The sequence below is a fragment of the Brucella sp. LJL56 genome (assembly GCF_054871705.1).
Map to the genome: position 1 here is coordinate 397,228 of NZ_JBTXLQ010000001.1, position 15,603 is coordinate 412,830.

Below are 15,603 nucleotides of genomic sequence, written 5' to 3' on the forward strand. Positions count from 1 at the left end.
CTGTTCGACTTGCCAACTTTTGCCTTCAATCAGTCTTTCGACCTGAACAGCTTCGTGACAGCCGAGTGGTCACCGAAAACATCTCGACCCGCATTTCGCGGCTCGCTCACTGCGGTGACCAATCTTCGAGTATAATCCGTCTCAAAGGCTTTCACCTTCAAACTATACTCTAGCGCATTTCCGTTGGAGCGTCCGCACCGATTATCGTCAATCCGGAACGCAGTACATCGGAAACAACCTGTACCAGCCCTAGCCTGGCTAGTGACAAGTCTGGATCGTTAACCTTAATAAAACGTAAGTCCGGGTTCTCTGTGCCTCTATTCCACTGCGAATGGAACGCGCTGGCGAGGTCATAAAGGTAGAATGCAAGCCGATGCGGCTCCTGATGGACGGCCGCAGCCTCGATCAGACGCGGATATTCCGCAAGCTTTCGAACGAGTGCAATTTCGCTTTCATCGGTCAGCTTGTTGAAATGCGCAGCCATGCCGACTCGGTCCAGATCGGCAAGCCCAAGTTGATCGGCAGCCTGCCGGAAAACCGAGTGACAACGCGCCGAAGCATATTGCACGTAGAAGATCGGGTTGTCCTTCGACTGCTCGGTCACCTTGGCAAAATCGAAATCCAGCGGCGCGTCGTTCTTCCGGTAAAGCATCATGAAACGAACCGGGTCGCGGCCGACTTCATCCACGACCTCGCGCAACGTTATGAACTCGCCCGACCGCTTCGACATGCGCACAGGTTCGCCATCACGGAACAGCTTGACGAGCTGGCAGAGCAGCACTGTCAGCTTGGCCTTGCCGTCGGAAACGGCTCTCGCGACCGCTTCCAGACGCTTGACATAGCCACCGTGGTCGGCACCCAGCACATAGATCATCTCGTTGAAGCCACGGTCGTACTTGTCCTTGAAATACGCGACGTCGCCGGCAAAATAAGTGAAAGCGCCATCGGACTTCATCAGCGGACGGTCAATATCGTCGCCCACTTCCGTCGAACGGAACAATGTCTGCTCCCGGTCTTCCCAATCTTCCGGAAGCTGGCCCTTTGGAGGCGGAAGCTTGCCCTTATAAACATGGCCCTTGAGCGTCAGATCGTTGATTGCATTGCGAATCGCCCGTGCGTGATCCACATGCAGCTTCCGCTCGGAGAAGAACACATCATGATGCACATTGAGCGCATCGAGATCGGCACGGATCATCGCCATCATGGCGTCAATCGTGCGATCCTTTACGAGAGCGAGTGCTTCGGCTTCCGGTATTTCCAGAAGCTTCTTCCCGAATTCCTTGGCAAGCTCCTGCCCGACCGGAACGAGATAGTCGCCGGGGTAAAGACCAGCCGGAATCTCACCGATATTCTCGCCTAGCGCTTCGCGATAACGCAGCATCGCGGAACGCGCCAGCACATCAATCTGCGCCCCGGCGTCGTTGATGTAGTATTCCTTGACCACATCATAGCCTGCGAATTTCAGCAGATTTGCCAGAACATCGCCCACAACCGCACCGCGGCAATGGCCGACATGCATCGGGCCGGTGGGGTTTGCCGAAACATACTCGACATTCACCTTCAAGCCGGAACCAAGCTTGGAACGACCAAAATCAGTACCCTCATTCAGCATCGCCGAGAGTTCACGCTGCCAATAAGCGGCCTTGAGACGCAGATTGATGAAGCCCGGACCCGCAACATCGACAGTTTCGACATCTTCATCCGAGGCAAGAGCTTCAGCTATCCGAGCGGCAAGTTCACGCGGGTTTTCACCAACAGCCTTGGAGAGCACCATTGCAGCATTGGTTGCGATATCGCCATGGGAAGCATCTCGCGGTGGCTCGACACCGATGCGCGAAAGATCAAGTTCGCCACCGTCTTTCGATTTCAGATCAATATCTTGCAACGTCTTTTTGATACGTGCGTCGAAATCTGCAAAGATATTCATGGTCTGTCCTGTCAGGCTTACGCCGGGCTTTTAGAGCGCATTTCGATCTGATTGAATCAGATCGGCGCTCCAGATATTTGTTTTTACGCATGTCTCCCGAAACCGGTTCCCACTTTCGGGAGACATGCTCTAGTCCTGCTTTTCCGGTGTCGGCTCGTTCCAATAAAGTGCGGGATCAGGTCAATTTACCGATAGATGCCGCTTCGTTTGGCCCCGATTAAGCTAAATCGGGTGTGTGGTCAAACAATCGTCGGTGTTCTCGCACGGCATAATTGTCAGTCATCCCGGCGAGATAATCAGCTATCCGTCGTGCCCGCGATGCTTCATCCAGCGTCTCGCAGCCTGATTGCCATTCTGGTGGCATGATCATTGGGTCGGCAAAACAGGCGTCAAAAAGGTCTTGAAGAATCTTGTCGGCGGCGTGCCTGCGCACCAATACGCTGTTGTGGAAATAAAGATTCTTGAAGAGAAACCGCTTCAGCACTTTTTCATCGGTGCGCATGGCATCCGAAAAGCCTACCAGTGCACGCGACTGACCACGCACGTCATCCACGCTTTGTGGTTTCGCTGCAGCAAGACGGCGCTGAGCCTCCTCAATCACGTCTTCCACCATGATCGTGATTTGCCTGCGCACCAGTTCGTGTCCGGTTCGCACGGGGTCGAGATCAGGATAACGCGTCCGAACAAGATCGATCAGGCGCCTTGTCAACGGCACTTCGTCAAGTGCATCGAGGTTCAGAAGCCCCGCTCGCAAGCCATCATCGATATCATGGGCGTTATAAGCAATATCATCGGCAATGGCCGCACATTGTGCTTCCAGGCTCGCAAACCGCGTAAGCTCCAAGTCATAGCGTTCATTGAAATCGAGAATCGGCAGCGGAACAGAAACATCCGGACGGGGTGCATACGCACCCAGCAAAGGTCCGTTATGCTTGACCAGCCCTTCCAGCGTTTCCCATGAAAGATTAAGACCATCGAAATCGGCATATCGATGTTCGAGTTTGGTCACGATCCTGAGCGACTGCGCATTGTGATCGAAGCCACCGAATGACTTCATACGCTCATTGAGCGCTTCCTCACCGGTATGGCCAAAGGGCGTGTGCCCGAAATCATGGACAAGCGCCACAGCTTCGGCAAGATCTTCATCGAGCCGTAATGCACGCGCCAGAGCTCGGGCAATCTGGGCGACCTCTATCGTATGCGTGAGCCGCGTTCGATAATGATCGCCCTCGTGCGCGATAAAAACCTGCGTCTTATGCTTCAGACGGCGGAAAGCCGTAGAATGGATGATGCGGTCCCGGTCGCGCTGGAATGGCGTGCGTGTCGGGCTCTCCGGCTCCGGCACCAGACGGCCGCGACTCTGTGCAGGATCACAGGCATAGGGCGCGCGTTCGCGATAACCAAAGCCTATTCCTTCCAGCGACATTGCGATGCATCCTTCACTGTAATATGATTACGCCAAATTGGTGCGGACCCAGTACAGACATTGACTTCCGCAATTCGCGTTCATAGCTATCAGCTAACCATGAAGGCAAGTATGCGGCTATCGGAAATCTGGAGAAATAACCCGGTTCGATATTCGCATCTGCAAACGGAACAAGGCAAATGACAGGCATTACCGTTTCAGATTCCGCAGCAAAGCGGATCGCCAAGATTCTCGGATCGGAACCGGGAAAGACTGCACTTCGCGTTTCGGTCGAAGGTGGCGGGTGTTCCGGTTTCTCCTATAAATACGACCTGGTCGATGAGCAGGCCGACGACGATATCATCATCGAGAAGCTTGGCGCCAAGGTGTTGATCGATTCCATCTCCGTTCCCTATCTGGACGGCTCGGAAATCGATTTCGTCGATGATCTGATGGGGCAGTCGTTCCAGATCCGGAATCCGAATGCAACTTCATCCTGCGGCTGCGGAACCAGCTTCGCCATCTAACTGGCACGCACGAATGGGAAATTAAAACCGGCTGCCATGGGGCTGCCGGTTTTTTTATGATTGCCGAAAAACAACCCGCCTCAAACCTTTACCGAAGCCACCGTGGCCTCAATGTGGTCCACCAAAGCATCTGGCAGGCCGAGACGACCGGCCAGCATATCCATATATCCGCGTTCAGCCCGGTTATCGGGATCTATCGCAAGGCGCGACGCCGTATAAAGCTCGACTTTCTGTTCTTCAGTCTGTGCGGCTGAAACCAGAACGTCGATATCAACGGGATCGGCAAGTTCCTTCTCAAGGAATGCTTCTGCCTCATCATCGAGACCCGAAATCTTCACCTTCTCCATGATACGAGCCCGCTCCGCATCGTCAATATGGCCATCGGCTTTTGCAGCGGCAATCATCGCCTGCACGAGCGTCAGCGCAAAACTGTTGCTCATTGCCGGAGATTGCGGGTGGAACGGAGAATCGGCGGGGGGCGGCGGAAGAAGTTCAGGTTCCTTCGCGACCGGCTGTTCTACCGTTTGCGGTGCCTGACCGGATTTGTAATTCTTGTAGGCGAGATATCCCAATCCGGCGACGGCAGCGATCCCACCAACGGTCGCCACGTTGCCAGCGAGCTTGCGCCCGGTCTTCGTGCCGAGAATGGCGGCGGCAATGGCACCCGTCGCAAGCGGGTTCTTCTTTGCCAGGTCTGTAACCTGCCCGGCCTTATCGCGGACGCTTCCCGACGTACCGGGTACTTGCGATCCCAGAAACTGTTCGAGAAGTTTCTTGGCGTCGAACATTCGAATATCTCCTGTTTGGCTCCTGTTCATGAGCAAATAGGAACGTAAAACGGTCAATACAAACAGTTCAGCATCAAAATATTCGCGAACATTGAAAATACTGGGGTTGAAAAGCTGTGACGCAAGATAGCGTCCTGCTTGCCCTCACCTCCCCGAGCGCATAATCATAGTGATATGAAAATCGCTACGTGGAACATTAACGGCGTCAAGGCCCGCATCGACAACCTCCAGCATTGGCTGAAGGAATCTTCGCCCGATATCGCCTGCCTGCAGGAAATCAAATCGGTCGACGATCAGTTTCCGCGTCTGGAGATCGAGGCGCTCGGCTACCATGTGGAAACACATGGTCAAAAGGGCTTCAACGGTGTCGCACTTCTGTCCAAGAAATCGCCGGATGAGGTCAACCGTGGCCTTCCGGGTGATGATAGCGATGAGCAGGCACGCTTCATCGAAGGCGTCTACTCGACGGACAAGGGTGTCGTTCGCGTCGTTTCGCTTTATCTGCCAAACGGCAACCCGGTTGACACCAAGAAGTTTCCTTACAAGCTTTCGTGGATGCAGCGGCTTGAACTATGGGCGAAAGATCGTCTTGCCCTTGAGGAGCCCCTTGTCCTCGCTGGCGACTATAACGTCATTCCTGAACCCGAGGACGCCAAAAACCCCGCTCAGTGGGTCGGTGACGCGCTCTTCCTGCCGCAATCACGCCAGGCATTCCGCAGACTTGAAAATCTGGGCTTTACCGAGGCCATCCGCGCGTCGACCGACGATAGTGGGATTTATTCGTTCTGGGATTATCAGGCCGGTGCCTGGCAGAAGAACAACGGCATCCGCATCGACCATCTGATGCTATCACCCGAGGCGGCCAATCGTTTCATATCGAGTGATGTGGAAAAGCACGTTCGTGCCTGGGAAAAGCCGTCCGACCATGTGCCGGTGACGATAACGCTTTCGGTCTGAGAACAGACCATAAATCAGGATGAAAATCAGAAATCGCCTTTGGTGGCATAGTCACTGGAGAGAGCAACCGCATTACGGCGGTCGGCTTCACCGGCAATTGAGAATGCCTGTTCCTGCATATCGCGTATCCATGGGCAATCTTCGGTCGGGCAGCGTTCGAAAGCCGCCGTCATCATGGCAAGGCCGCGAACCGTCTTGCCTGCCTGAAACAGCATATTGCCGAGCATAGCCTGTGCACCGGCATTGCCTTTCTTGGCGGCAAGCTGGAACCAGCGTGCGGCCTGCACGGAATTGCGTTCTCCGCCATCGCCATCGAGCAGCATCTTGCCAAGCTCGAACTGGGCCGCGGAATCACCGAAATTCGAGGCGGCCTGCACATAGAGATTGCGCGCCATGCCCGGATTTGCATTGACCGGCGAGCCCGGAATGCCACGCTTCACATAGCCCGCAAGCGCCACGAGAGCATCGGCCACATAGGAGTCGTTTTCCGACCCCGGCTCCGAGCCTTCGCGAACGATCTTTTCGAAAATCTTATAGGCTTCGTAATCGTTTTCCGGCACGCCATCGCCATCGGCATACATGCGGGCCAGTTTCCACTTTGCGCCCTGATGGCCACGATCCGCAGCATAGCGCAACGCCTTGATCGCCTCGTCCTTGTGACCGTTCTTGTAGGCAGAGAAGCCGAACTTGAAGAGTTCGAACGGGCTTCTCGACTTTTCGGAATCGTCATTAAGGTCGAAAGCAAAGGCGCTGTTACAGGCAATGGCCAAGCCGAGAGCCATAGCAAGGGCGCTATATGAAAAACTGCGGATACGCATCACAACGCTGGTCTTTCACACTCAGTGGAGGAAACATTCATCGAGGACAGAATGCACGCTGTTTTCGTCAAGACTGAGACCCGATCTTGGCCGAAAAAAGCCTTACCATCATTGGAACGAATAAAGGGCGAGCGAACAGGGTTCATCCTGTTCCCAATTCGTTTGCTGTGCAACAACGCGCCCTTCGTCATTCCTGCCTATCCTGTTGGAGTTTAGCGGCTCCAGATATTTGATGGCTTCTGCCTTTCCATGATCGGTGACGCCTGTTTGTGGCGGGAAATGGGCAAAAAGTACCTTAGCTCTTTCTAGCCTAAAGCAACGGTAAAGACTGTTGCCAATTGACAACAAACTGAAGGTTGTTCTGATCGACAATCTGCTCGTGTTGACGTGAGCGATACGAGCTCGCAGTCTGACATAAAATCTAAGATGCCGGGGAGTCGGGAAGCCACCTATGAGCAAATACCGTCGCCCTTATAGGCGTCCTTATCGCCCGGCCCGCAAAAGCAATAGCATAAGCTTTCGCAGCATCTTATTGACTATATTACTTTTTTCTTTTCTTGCCGTATTGATCGCTTATCTGCCGATCCAATCGGCTCCTAAAGAATCATTGAACGGGCCCGTCTATGTGATCGACGGCGACACTGTGGTCCTCGGCAAGATACATATACGCCTCAAGGGTATCGACGCGCCGGAGATGCAACAGCAATGTGTTCGGGCAGGAAGCGCTTACGATTGCGGCAAGGAAGCTCGCAACATCTTGCGATCCAGAATCGGCAGGTCCTCGATTCGATGCGAGGCGGAGGGGCGAGATCAGTACAATCGCGATCTGGCGCGCTGCTATCTTGGAGAAACCGACCTCAACCGCTGGATGGTCGAGCAGGGCTGGGCCGTCTCCTACGGTGACTATCGGCGCGAGGAAAGAGACGCCCGCAGTAACCGCCGCGGCATCTGGGCCGGACAGTTCGAGCAACCATCTCTATGGCGCAAGGAACATCGTAATGAGGAAACTGCACAGCAATCCGACCGTAAACCACTGTCGGCTGTAATCGGCGAAGCCTTTACCTATATAAGGAACCGTATTCAGAACTTCATCGAAATGATCCTGCCCCGAAGCTGATAGTATTCATGGAAAAACTAGACGCGCTCAGTCGCTCAATCCGGGCCTGCCGCATCTGTCGCGACACACCAGAATTTCTGCCGCCCTTGCCGCATGAGCCCAATCCCGTCTGCATCGTTTCGGATACAGCGAGAATTGCCATTTGCGGTCAAGCTCCCGGCATTCGCGTGCACAACACTTCCCTGCCGTTCAACGACCCGTCGGGAGATCGCCTGCGGCAATGGCTCGGTGTGTCACGCGAGGAGTTTTACGATCCGTCGCTCTTTGCCATCGTACCGATGGGTTTTTGCTTTCCCGGCTATGACAAGCATGGCGGTGACCTTCCGCCACGCCGCGAATGTCGACAAACCTGGCATGACCGCGTTTTCGCCGCTATGCCGCAACTGGAATTCATTCTGGTCGTCGGACAATACGCGCTTGCCTATCACCTGCCCGACTATCGGGGACGCAATCTGACTGAAACCGTCAAGAACTGGCGGCATTTCATCGAAACACCCAATCCGGCAGGACGAATCGCACTGCCCTTACCGCATCCATCCTGGCGCAACAGCGGTTGGCTCAAGCGAAATCCATGGTTCGACGCTGAAGTTGTGCCTGTTCTTCAGGCAAAAGTCCGACACCTGCTCGGTGACGATAAATAATTTTTACTCCTTTCGTTTTCATCAGAAAATTCTTCCTGTAACTTCGGTTCATTGCGAACCATAAGGTATGACGTTTCACCTATTCGCAAAGTTCGGGAAACGATTTCTAAAACCGGGAACGGAAACGCATGGACAGGCTCGACAGGAAGATACTGCGCTTATTGCAGGAAGACGCGACACTTGCGGTGGCAGACGTTGCCAAGAAAGTTGGCCTTTCCACGACGCCATGCTGGCGTCGAATCCAGAAACTCGAAGAAGATGGCGTCATCAAGCGCCGTGTCGCTATTCTGGACCCCATTCGCGTCAATGCGCGGGTGACGGTGTTCGTATCGGTGCGCACAAGCTCCCACAGCCATGAATGGCTGAAGCGCTTCTCCGAAGTGGTTCAGGAATTCCCTGAAGTCATCGAATTCTACCGCATGAGCGGTGATGTGGACTATCTGCTTCGCGTAGCTGTGCCGGACATCGGCGCTTATGACGCTTTCTATAAGCGCCTCATCAGCAAGATCGAAATTCGCGACGTGTCTTCGTCCTTCGCCATGGAGCAGATCAAGTACACCACCGAACTGCCGCTCGACTACATGGTGCTCGACAAAGATAACAACTAACGCATTTAAGCGCTTGTTTTAAAAGAAAAGCCCGCTCAGTAGCGGGCTTTTTTGATTGTGCTGGCCACCGTTATTTCGATCCGGATATTCCAGCCTGTTCGAACGTCGCCATGCCGCTATGGCACAGTACCGCCGCCTTGACGATACCGGCTGCGAGCGCCGCGCCTGTTCCTTCACCAAGGCGCATTCCCATATCGAGAAGCGGTTGCTTGCCCATCTTCTCCAGAAGCTTGCGATGGCCGGGCTCTGCAGAAACATGGCCGAAGAGACAATGATCTATTGCTTCCGGATTGGCGGCATAGAGAACCGCTGCGGCAGCGCTCGCCACAAATCCATCGACGATGACCGGAATTTTCTCCATGCGCGCTGCCAATATCGCGCCAGCCATGGCTGCGATTTCGCGACCGCCGAGACGGCTCAGCACTTCCAGCGGGTCCTGCAAATGTGCCTGATGGAAGGCAACGGCCTGACGAACGGCAGCAAGCTTGCGCTCAAGCAGTTCACCCGTCGATCCCGTGCCCGGCCCAACCCAGTCTTCCGCCGTACCACCGAAGAGCGCCAGCGCGATAGCCGCTGCAATCGTGGTGTTACCGATACCCATTTCACCGATGCACAAAAGATCGGTTCCACCGGCAATCGCTTCCATACCGAAAGCCATGGTCGCAGCGCAGGTGCGCTCGTCCATTGCTGGCTCTTCCGTAATGTCCCCGGTCGGGTGCTCCAGCGCCAGATCGAAAACCTTCAGCCCAAGATCGTTGGCGATACAGATCTGGTTGATTGCTGCGCCACCGGCGGCGAAATTTTCGACCATCTGTGCCGTCACGCTTGGCGGAAACGGCGTGATGTTCTTGGCCGTAACGCCGTGATTGCCGGCAAATACCGCTACCAGTGGGCGATTGATCTGCGGCGTGCGCTTGCCGGTCCATGCGGCAAGCCATGCCACGATCTCTTCCATGCGTCCGAGCGAACCGGCAGGCTTGGTCAACATCACCTCACGCTCCCGAACAGCCCTTTCAGCCCCCAGATCGGGACCCGGCAGATTTCGGATCAATTCTCGGAAATCGTCAAAAGGTAGGCCGCTGGCGCTCATAAGTTTAGTCCAATCAATGATGGGAGGTGTAAATTCGTTGGGCTCGTCCTATAAGCACTGACGCGAATTTTCAAATCACCTCTTTGAGTTGAAGCAACATTGAGGCGAATTATCGCGGGAATCCGTTTCGGGAAACAAAGTGGAACAGTCACTTGCAGCGAAATAGTCTCATTGGCGACACGATCCGGAGTCTGGGCTTTCTGAGCCGCCTGCCGCTTCCACAGAGCTGGTTTGAGAATGGTGATGATTCGTTGCCCCGCAATGCCCGTGCATTTCCGCTCGCCGGAGCGGTTTTGGGCCTGCTGGCAGGCGCTGTGCTTTTCATGGCCTATAAAATGAACCTGCCGCCCCTTGCCTGCGCGCTGCTCGCGATTGGCGCCCTGGCGGCGATGACCGGTGCACTCCATGAAGACGGCTTAGGCGATACCGCCGATGGTTTTTTCGGAGCTTCTTCGCCCGATCGCCGACTGGACATCATGAAAGATTCCCGTATCGGAACTTTCGCCGCGCTGACGCTGATTGTCTTCATCGGTTTGAAAGCGGCTCTCCTGATGGCGATCATCGACCGTGCGGGTGCAGGATATGCAGCAATTGCGCTGATCGGCTGCGAAGCGGCAAGCCGCGCTGGCATGCTGGCATTCTGGCACGCCCTGCCCTCCGCACGTCCCGGCGGGCTTTCCGACAGTATTGGCCGGCCGCAATGGGAAACCGTTGTGTGCGGTTTCGGGATCGGGCTGGTCTTTCTTGTCTTTACACTCATACCAGCGGGCGGATTTCTTTCGCTCATCAATGCGCTTGTACTATCGACAATTCTGCTATTCGGTTTTGCCAGGCTTTGCATGGCAAAAATAGGCGGACAGACGGGCGATACACTGGGCGCGGCACAGCAGATCGGTTCGGTTGCCGTCCTCGCCGGGCTTGTCATGGCCCTTTGATGCAACCACATTGCACCCATGGACACGACAACCATCGAATCCCCGTGCATATTGGTTTGCACAATCGATACCGAAACCGGCTTCTGCCTTGGCTGTGCCCGGACGCTGGATGAGATCGCACGCTGGTCCAGCATGAGTGCGGAAGAGCGATTGGCCGTCTGGGCGCTTCTCGCCGACAGGCACGAGATTATTGTAGAAAAGAGAATTGGCTGATGGGGCGCTTTTTCTGGCTCATTATTGCGGCAGTCGCGATTGTTGTCCTGCTGCTGATGTCCAACAATGACAGCGGCTCAACGCTTGGCATGGACAATGACGTGTTTGCCCGCGCAGCCTATCTGGGCATATGGGGCGTCGTGCTTGCTGCCGGTCTGCTCGGCTCCGGCATCAAGCTGACCGACTTTGCGCGCAACATGGCCATGTGGGCCGTGATTATTCTCGGCCTCGTTGCGGGCTACCAGTATCGTTATGAGCTACAGGACGTAGCGAGCCGGATCACGGCTGGGCTGATCCCCGGAAGTCCCATTTCGGGCCGCAATGCCGATGGTGCCCTGACTGTCACGCTTGCAAAGGCTGCGAATGGCCATTTCGAGGTCAACGGACGCGTGAATGGCGAACGCGTTCACTTTCTGGTCGATACCGGCGCGTCCTCGGTCGTCCTGTCACAGCAGGATGCAGAGCGCGCAGGCATAGACACCGCCTCGCTCAACTATTCCGTTCCGATCATGACCGCCAATGGCACGGCAAGTGCAGCAGTCATCACCATTGCCACCTTGCAGATCGGCGATATTGAACGCCAGAATGTGCGTGCAATGGTGACCAAGGAAGGTCTGATGACCGGCAGCCTGCTCGGCATGAATTTTCTGCAAACGCTCGGCGGATTCACTGTCCGTGGCGACCAGCTTATTCTTATAGATTAAGCAGCCTCCGCTCCGGCATCAGTCACAACGGCATAAGCCTGACGCAGAACGTCACTCGTCGCGCCCGGCTTGGTGGCATCCGTCGAAAGGATTTGCCGCCAGCGCCGTGCGCCCGGCTGTCCGGTAAAAAGCCCGACCATATGGCGGCTCACATGCGAAAGCCTGCCGCCTGACGCAATATGGCGATCAGTATAAGCGCACATTTCATCAATAATATCTGCTATCGAAGTATCTGCCTGTCCGCCGTCATAAAGGCGCGCATCCACCTCTGCCAGAAGCTCGGGATTATGATAAGCGGCGCGACCGAGCATCACCGCATCGACCTTCCGCAAATGCGTTTCGGCTTCATCAAGCGTGTTGATCCCGCCATTAATGCCGACGAAAACATCGCCAAGCCGTTCCTTGAGGCGATAAACACGATCATAGTCGAGCGGCGGAATCTCGCGGTTTTCCTTGGGCGACAGTCCTTTCAGCCACGCCTTGCGGGCGTGTACCCAAAGCGCATCAGCACCAGCGTCGAGCGTCACGTCGGCCAAGGTATCGAGCGCAACTTCCACATCCTGATCGTCAACGCCGATACGACATTTGACGGTAACGGGCACGGAAACGGCTTCCTTCATCGCTGAAACGCAACGCGCCACCACATCTGGGGTCTGCATGAGACACGCTCCGAATGTACCGGACTGAACGCGGTCCGACGGGCAACCGACATTGAGATTGATTTCATCATAGCCGTAATCGGCGCCGATCCGGGCAGCCTCTTTCAGCTTGGCCGGATCAGAACCACCTAGCTGCAGCGCCACCGGATGTTCGGCGGCGTCGAAACCCAGCAACCGGTCACGCGGGCCGTGGATGATAGCATCCGCCACGACCATTTCGGTGTATAGCAGTGCGTGCCTGGAAAAGAGCCGGTGAAAATACCGGCAATGTCTGTCCGACCAATCGATCATGGGGGCGACGGCGAATCGGACATCAGGATAGTTGCGTTTTTTTGATTTTATTTCAGTCATTTATACAACAATCCTGAGAATGCGATTCAATCGCAGTCAGCGCCTTCAGTTTCCATTCGAGTTCGGAACTATCCCAAAAGCCACAATTGATCGAAATGATCAAGTTTCACCATTATTGCGGTCAGCGCCGCTTAATATAGTGACCCAGGAAGAATTTTCATACCCGACACGAAAACTCTGGCTGCTCCAGAGAGTAGAATGCCCTGTCTTCTCGCCAAATACGCACTATGATTGGGTACACAAACATTCTCCCGATTCTCATCTGCGCAATTCAAGGAAATTCGGCGTGACCTCCTTTTCTCCCTTCGGCAAATCATTCGATGCGTTTCTCTTTGACATGGACGGCACGATATTGAGCTCCATCGAAGCGACCGAACGCGTGTGGAGCGAATGGGCGATACGCCACGGCATCGATCCGGTCACATTCCTGCCGACCATCCACGGTGTCCGGGCAGTCGAAACAGTCCGCCGCCTTGCGCTGCCGGGCGTGGACCCGATCCGCGAGGCGGAAATATTGCTTCAGGCCGAAATGGCGGATCTGGACGGCATTGCACCTATCGACGGGGCTTGCGAGTTCCTGAACTCGCTTCCGGAAGACCGTTGGGCGATTGTAACCTCGGCGCCGCTCGAACTGGCGCGCCGCCGCGTCGCTGCGGCAGGATTGCCGATGCCGAAGACGATCGTTTCCGCCGAAGATGTAGAGCGCGGCAAGCCGAGCCCTGAATGTTTCCAGCTCGGCGCAAAGCGGCTTGGCTTCGATCCGCTTAACTGTCTTGTGTTCGAGGATGCGCCAGCCGGTATCGTTGCCGGAGAAACTGCAGGGGCCTGCGTCGTCGTGGTGACCGCAACGCACCCGCACTCCCCGAAAACATCGCACCTCAGCATTGAAAGCTATCGCTATCTGCAGCTCGACATTCTGGATGATGGCAGACTGGCTCTGGAACCGACCACGCCGATTCCAGTGGGTTAAATAACCCGCCGCCCTTCCCGCCAGACGGTGCGGATGATCGGAACATGATCGGCGATCTGCACCCGAACCAGATCAGCTCGCTTGCCTGCGAGGATCTCGCCGCGATCCTCCAGCCCTACCGCCTGGGCAGGGTTGGCAGAAACCAGTCGAATAGCTTGAGGCAGCGAAATGTTCTCAGCGACATCTGCGAGAAAAAACGCCGACTGCATCATGCTGGCCGGAATATAGTCCGACGATATGATGTCGAGATTTCCAGCCTCCGCCAGCTCGCGCGCGGATACATTTCCCGAATGTGAACCACCGCGCACCACATTCGGCGCTCCCATAAGAACCGACATTCCGGAATCTTTTGATGCCTTCGCCGCAATGTGTGTCGTGGGAAATTCGGCAACGCGTATTCCCTGCGCCTTTGCTTCTGCGACATGCTCTGTCGTCGCATCATCGTGGCTCGCCAGAATAACCCCGCGCTGGTGGCACAATTCGGCAATCGCCTTGCGCGTTGGAGCCGAATATCGCTGGGAATGCCCGATACGCCGCTCGCAATAGAGCCGGAACTCCTCTTCCGAGAATTTCAGCTTGCGGATGAAATAGGTCTTGTAGGTTTCGATATCCGTAAACTGGCGCTGCCCCGGCGCGTGATCCATCAGCGATACCAGCCTGACCAGCGCCTGATTACCGAACTGTTCGAAGGCCGGAAGGCAGTCGGGAGCCGAAACCTCGCAGCGCAAATGCAGGAAATGGTCGGCGCGCAACCGGCCTGCATGGCGACCCTCCGCGATTGCCGACGAAAGCTTGCGCATATCGTCGATACCCGTCTCGGCGTCATCATCGAAGCCTATACGCAATGCGTCGAAAACAGTGGTGATCCCGGAGGCAGCAATCTGGGCGTCATGCGCCTGCACAGCAGCAATCGGGTTCCAGCGCACCTTCGGACGCGGCGCATAGTGTCCTTCGAGGTGGTCTGTGTGCAGTTCCACCAGTCCGGGTGTCAGGAAGTCACCTTCCATATCCTCGCCGACACTGGATGCGCCAGCGGAGATATCGACGATCTTGCCGTCAACAAGCTTCAGGGAACCGAGAACGACATCGTCGGAGAGTACGATGCGGGCATTACGCAGAACCGTTTCATTTCCCATTACTTACGGCCTCCCAACCGCTCGTGAGGCCCGAGCAGACGCCACCTTGCCACCGGTCAGAGGATGCAGCGAATGAATCTCGAAAGGAGCCCCTTTTTCAGGTTCTACGAACAAAGCGAGATTCGCAACCTCCACAGCATCATCCAGCAGCGGCGTGAAGAACTCGTCCAGCGTCCGCTCCACGCGAGCGCGATCTTTCTCTTCCACAGGGCCGGTCAGGGTCATATGAAAGCGGAACTCCTCGAAAACATAAGGATAGCCCCAGCGCTCGATGTTGTGCCGCTGTGTCTCGCTAAGACGCTCCGGACGCCGCTTTGCAATTTCCGCCTCGGTGAGCGGCGCGCGAAAGCGGTCGAAAGCAACGACAACATCATTTGCGAGCTGGTTCAACCCGGCAACGGGTTCTTCCGGTACAAGAGCAAAGAACGGCCCTATTGCGTGAAGTTTCAGACGAGGAATGGTAACAGGTGCCGCCGATGAGGCGAAATGCATCAATGCGGAAAGCAGATCATTTTCGGTCTGTTTTTCGTCCAGACGAAATGGAGCCTTCATGGTCGCATGAAAGCCATAGCGGCGCGGCTCTTCGGTCAGCTTGGCGATTTCATCGGTCGCAAGCGAGCGAATCGCAGGCATCTTTACCGGCTCGCCACTGAACGCGCTTCGTCCGAGCCAGTTTGCGGCAACCTTCAAAAGCGCATCGTTGGATGGCGGCGTGAAATAAATCGCATAACGCATGTCAAATCCTTAGGCGAGGTTC

General features: G+C 55.5%; 17 protein-coding genes. 9 read left to right on the forward strand and 8 right to left on the reverse strand.

Features of this window, described 5'->3' with window-relative positions; all coding sequences use genetic code 11:
- Positions 1-169: 169 nt before the first annotated feature.
- The gene (gene argS, locus ACYSN1_RS01935; RefSeq protein ID WP_461724182.1) at positions 170-1,927 is read right to left on the reverse strand and encodes an arginine--tRNA ligase; all 1,758 of its coding nucleotides are present in this window, start codon (positions 1,925-1,927) and stop codon (positions 170-172) included.
- A gap of 217 nt (positions 1,928-2,144) precedes the next feature.
- Positions 2,145-3,353, reverse strand: a complete 1,209-nt coding sequence (locus tag ACYSN1_RS01940; RefSeq protein ID WP_461724183.1) for a deoxyguanosinetriphosphate triphosphohydrolase — start codon at positions 3,351-3,353, stop codon at positions 2,145-2,147.
- A gap of 179 nt (positions 3,354-3,532) precedes the next feature.
- Here ACYSN1_RS01940 and erpA point away from each other — a divergent pair, with 179 nt between their 5' ends.
- A complete protein-coding gene (erpA, locus tag ACYSN1_RS01945; protein WP_140019629.1) occupies positions 3,533-3,859 on the forward strand; it encodes an iron-sulfur cluster insertion protein ErpA in 327 nt (108 codons plus the stop codon).
- A gap of 80 nt (positions 3,860-3,939) precedes the next feature.
- Here the strand turns inward: erpA and ACYSN1_RS01950 are convergent, their stop codons facing one another.
- Positions 3,940-4,647: a tellurite resistance TerB family protein gene (locus ACYSN1_RS01950; protein WP_461724184.1), complete on the reverse strand. Its 708-nt coding sequence runs from the start codon at positions 4,645-4,647 to the stop codon at positions 3,940-3,942.
- A 174-nt stretch (positions 4,648-4,821) separates the two neighbouring features.
- Here ACYSN1_RS01950 and xth point away from each other — a divergent pair, with 174 nt between their 5' ends.
- Entirely contained in the window at positions 4,822-5,604 is a 783-nt protein-coding gene (xth, locus tag ACYSN1_RS01955; protein ID WP_461724185.1) for an exodeoxyribonuclease III, read from the forward strand.
- Positions 5,605-5,630: 26 nt separating this feature from the next.
- On the opposite strand, the gene ACYSN1_RS01960 is transcribed toward xth, so the two are convergent.
- Positions 5,631-6,422, reverse strand: a complete 792-nt coding sequence (locus ACYSN1_RS01960; RefSeq protein ID WP_461724186.1) for a tetratricopeptide repeat protein — start codon at positions 6,420-6,422, stop codon at positions 5,631-5,633.
- A gap of 451 nt (positions 6,423-6,873) precedes the next feature.
- On the opposite strand from ACYSN1_RS01960, the gene ACYSN1_RS01965 reads away from it, so the two are divergent.
- The 3 genes from ACYSN1_RS01965 to ACYSN1_RS01975 all read left to right on the forward strand — a co-directional run bounded on the left by ACYSN1_RS01965 (position 6,874) and on the right by ACYSN1_RS01975 (position 8,788).
- Positions 6,874-7,539, forward strand: a complete 666-nt coding sequence (locus ACYSN1_RS01965) for a thermonuclease family protein (RefSeq protein ID WP_461724187.1) — start codon at positions 6,874-6,876, stop codon at positions 7,537-7,539.
- Positions 7,539-8,180, forward strand: a complete 642-nt coding sequence (locus ACYSN1_RS01970) for a uracil-DNA glycosylase family protein (protein WP_461725254.1) — start codon at positions 7,539-7,541, stop codon at positions 8,178-8,180. The genes ACYSN1_RS01965 and ACYSN1_RS01970 overlap by 1 nt, the downstream gene beginning before the upstream one ends.
- A gap of 128 nt (positions 8,181-8,308) precedes the next feature.
- Positions 8,309-8,788 carry an Lrp/AsnC family transcriptional regulator gene (locus tag ACYSN1_RS01975; protein ID WP_010661230.1) on the forward strand — a complete coding sequence of 160 codons (480 nt, stop codon included), beginning with the start codon at positions 8,309-8,311 and terminating at the stop codon, positions 8,786-8,788.
- 70 nt (positions 8,789-8,858) lie between these two features.
- Here ACYSN1_RS01975 and cobT read toward each other — a convergent pair whose 3' ends face one another.
- Entirely contained in the window at positions 8,859-9,878 is a 1,020-nt protein-coding gene (cobT, locus tag ACYSN1_RS01980; RefSeq protein ID WP_461724188.1) for a nicotinate-nucleotide--dimethylbenzimidazole phosphoribosyltransferase, read from the reverse strand.
- Between the two features lie 152 nt (positions 9,879-10,030).
- On the opposite strand from cobT, the gene ACYSN1_RS01985 reads away from it, so the two are divergent.
- From ACYSN1_RS01985 to ACYSN1_RS01995, 3 genes are read left to right on the forward strand one after another with little or no spacing between them, the layout of a single operon-like run.
- On the forward strand, positions 10,031-10,813 hold the full coding sequence (locus tag ACYSN1_RS01985; protein ID WP_461724189.1) for an adenosylcobinamide-GDP ribazoletransferase: 783 nt from the start codon (positions 10,031-10,033) through the stop codon (positions 10,811-10,813).
- An 18-nt stretch (positions 10,814-10,831) separates the two neighbouring features.
- A complete protein-coding gene (locus ACYSN1_RS01990; RefSeq protein ID WP_139975719.1) occupies positions 10,832-11,026 on the forward strand; it encodes a DUF1289 domain-containing protein in 195 nt (64 codons plus the stop codon).
- Positions 11,026-11,730 carry a TIGR02281 family clan AA aspartic protease gene (locus tag ACYSN1_RS01995; RefSeq protein ID WP_461724190.1) on the forward strand — a complete coding sequence of 235 codons (705 nt, stop codon included), beginning with the start codon at positions 11,026-11,028 and terminating at the stop codon, positions 11,728-11,730. Before ACYSN1_RS01990 ends, ACYSN1_RS01995 begins: the two co-directional genes overlap by 1 nt.
- Here the strand turns inward: ACYSN1_RS01995 and dusA are convergent.
- The gene (gene dusA / locus ACYSN1_RS02000; protein WP_461724191.1) at positions 11,727-12,740 is read right to left on the reverse strand and encodes a tRNA dihydrouridine(20/20a) synthase DusA; all 1,014 of its coding nucleotides are present in this window, start codon (positions 12,738-12,740) and stop codon (positions 11,727-11,729) included. The two genes, ACYSN1_RS01995 and dusA, sit on opposite strands and share 4 nt — an antisense overlap.
- 286 nt (positions 12,741-13,026) lie before the next feature.
- Between dusA and ACYSN1_RS02005 the strand changes: the two genes are divergently transcribed.
- The gene (locus ACYSN1_RS02005) at positions 13,027-13,710 is read left to right on the forward strand and encodes an HAD family hydrolase (protein WP_461724192.1); all 684 of its coding nucleotides are present in this window, start codon (positions 13,027-13,029) and stop codon (positions 13,708-13,710) included.
- Here the strand turns inward: ACYSN1_RS02005 and ACYSN1_RS02010 are convergent.
- Positions 13,707-14,846, reverse strand: coding sequence for an alpha-D-ribose 1-methylphosphonate 5-triphosphate diphosphatase (locus ACYSN1_RS02010; RefSeq protein ID WP_461724193.1), 1,140 nt, complete (start codon positions 14,844-14,846; stop codon positions 13,707-13,709). The two genes, ACYSN1_RS02005 and ACYSN1_RS02010, sit on opposite strands and share 4 nt — an antisense overlap.
- A 3-nt stretch (positions 14,847-14,849) precedes the next feature.
- Positions 14,850-15,581 carry a DUF1045 domain-containing protein gene (locus ACYSN1_RS02015; protein WP_461724194.1) on the reverse strand — a complete coding sequence of 244 codons (732 nt, stop codon included), beginning with the start codon at positions 15,579-15,581 and terminating at the stop codon, positions 14,850-14,852.
- Positions 15,582-15,603 lie beyond the last annotated feature (22 nt).

Coding starts and splice junctions, on each gene's coding strand:
- ACYSN1_RS01940 (WP_461724183.1), bottom strand. CDS start 3,353: ATGTCGCTGGAAGGAATAGGCTTTGGTTATCGCGAACGCGCGCCCTAT.
- ACYSN1_RS01975 (WP_010661230.1), top strand. CDS start 8,309: ATGGACAGGCTCGACAGGAAGATACTGCGCTTATTGCAGGAAGACGCG.
- dusA (WP_461724191.1), bottom strand. CDS start 12,740: ATGACTGAAATAAAATCAAAAAAACGCAACTATCCTGATGTCCGATTC.
- ACYSN1_RS01960 (WP_461724186.1), bottom strand. CDS start 6,422: ATGCGTATCCGCAGTTTTTCATATAGCGCCCTTGCTATGGCTCTCGGC.
- erpA (WP_140019629.1), top strand. CDS start 3,533: ATGACAGGCATTACCGTTTCAGATTCCGCAGCAAAGCGGATCGCCAAG.
- cobT (WP_461724188.1), bottom strand. CDS start 9,878: ATGAGCGCCAGCGGCCTACCTTTTGACGATTTCCGAGAATTGATCCGA.
- xth (WP_461724185.1), top strand. CDS start 4,822: ATGAAAATCGCTACGTGGAACATTAACGGCGTCAAGGCCCGCATCGAC.
- ACYSN1_RS01990 (WP_139975719.1), top strand. CDS start 10,832: ATGGACACGACAACCATCGAATCCCCGTGCATATTGGTTTGCACAATC.
- ACYSN1_RS02015 (WP_461724194.1), bottom strand. CDS start 15,581: ATGCGTTATGCGATTTATTTCACGCCGCCATCCAACGATGCGCTTTTG.
- ACYSN1_RS01995 (WP_461724190.1), top strand. CDS start 11,026: ATGGGGCGCTTTTTCTGGCTCATTATTGCGGCAGTCGCGATTGTTGTC.
- argS (WP_461724182.1), bottom strand. CDS start 1,927: ATGAATATCTTTGCAGATTTCGACGCACGTATCAAAAAGACGTTGCAA.
- ACYSN1_RS02010 (WP_461724193.1), bottom strand. CDS start 14,846: ATGGGAAATGAAACGGTTCTGCGTAATGCCCGCATCGTACTCTCCGAC.
- ACYSN1_RS01950 (WP_461724184.1), bottom strand. CDS start 4,647: ATGTTCGACGCCAAGAAACTTCTCGAACAGTTTCTGGGATCGCAAGTA.
- ACYSN1_RS01965 (WP_461724187.1), top strand. CDS start 6,874: ATGAGCAAATACCGTCGCCCTTATAGGCGTCCTTATCGCCCGGCCCGC.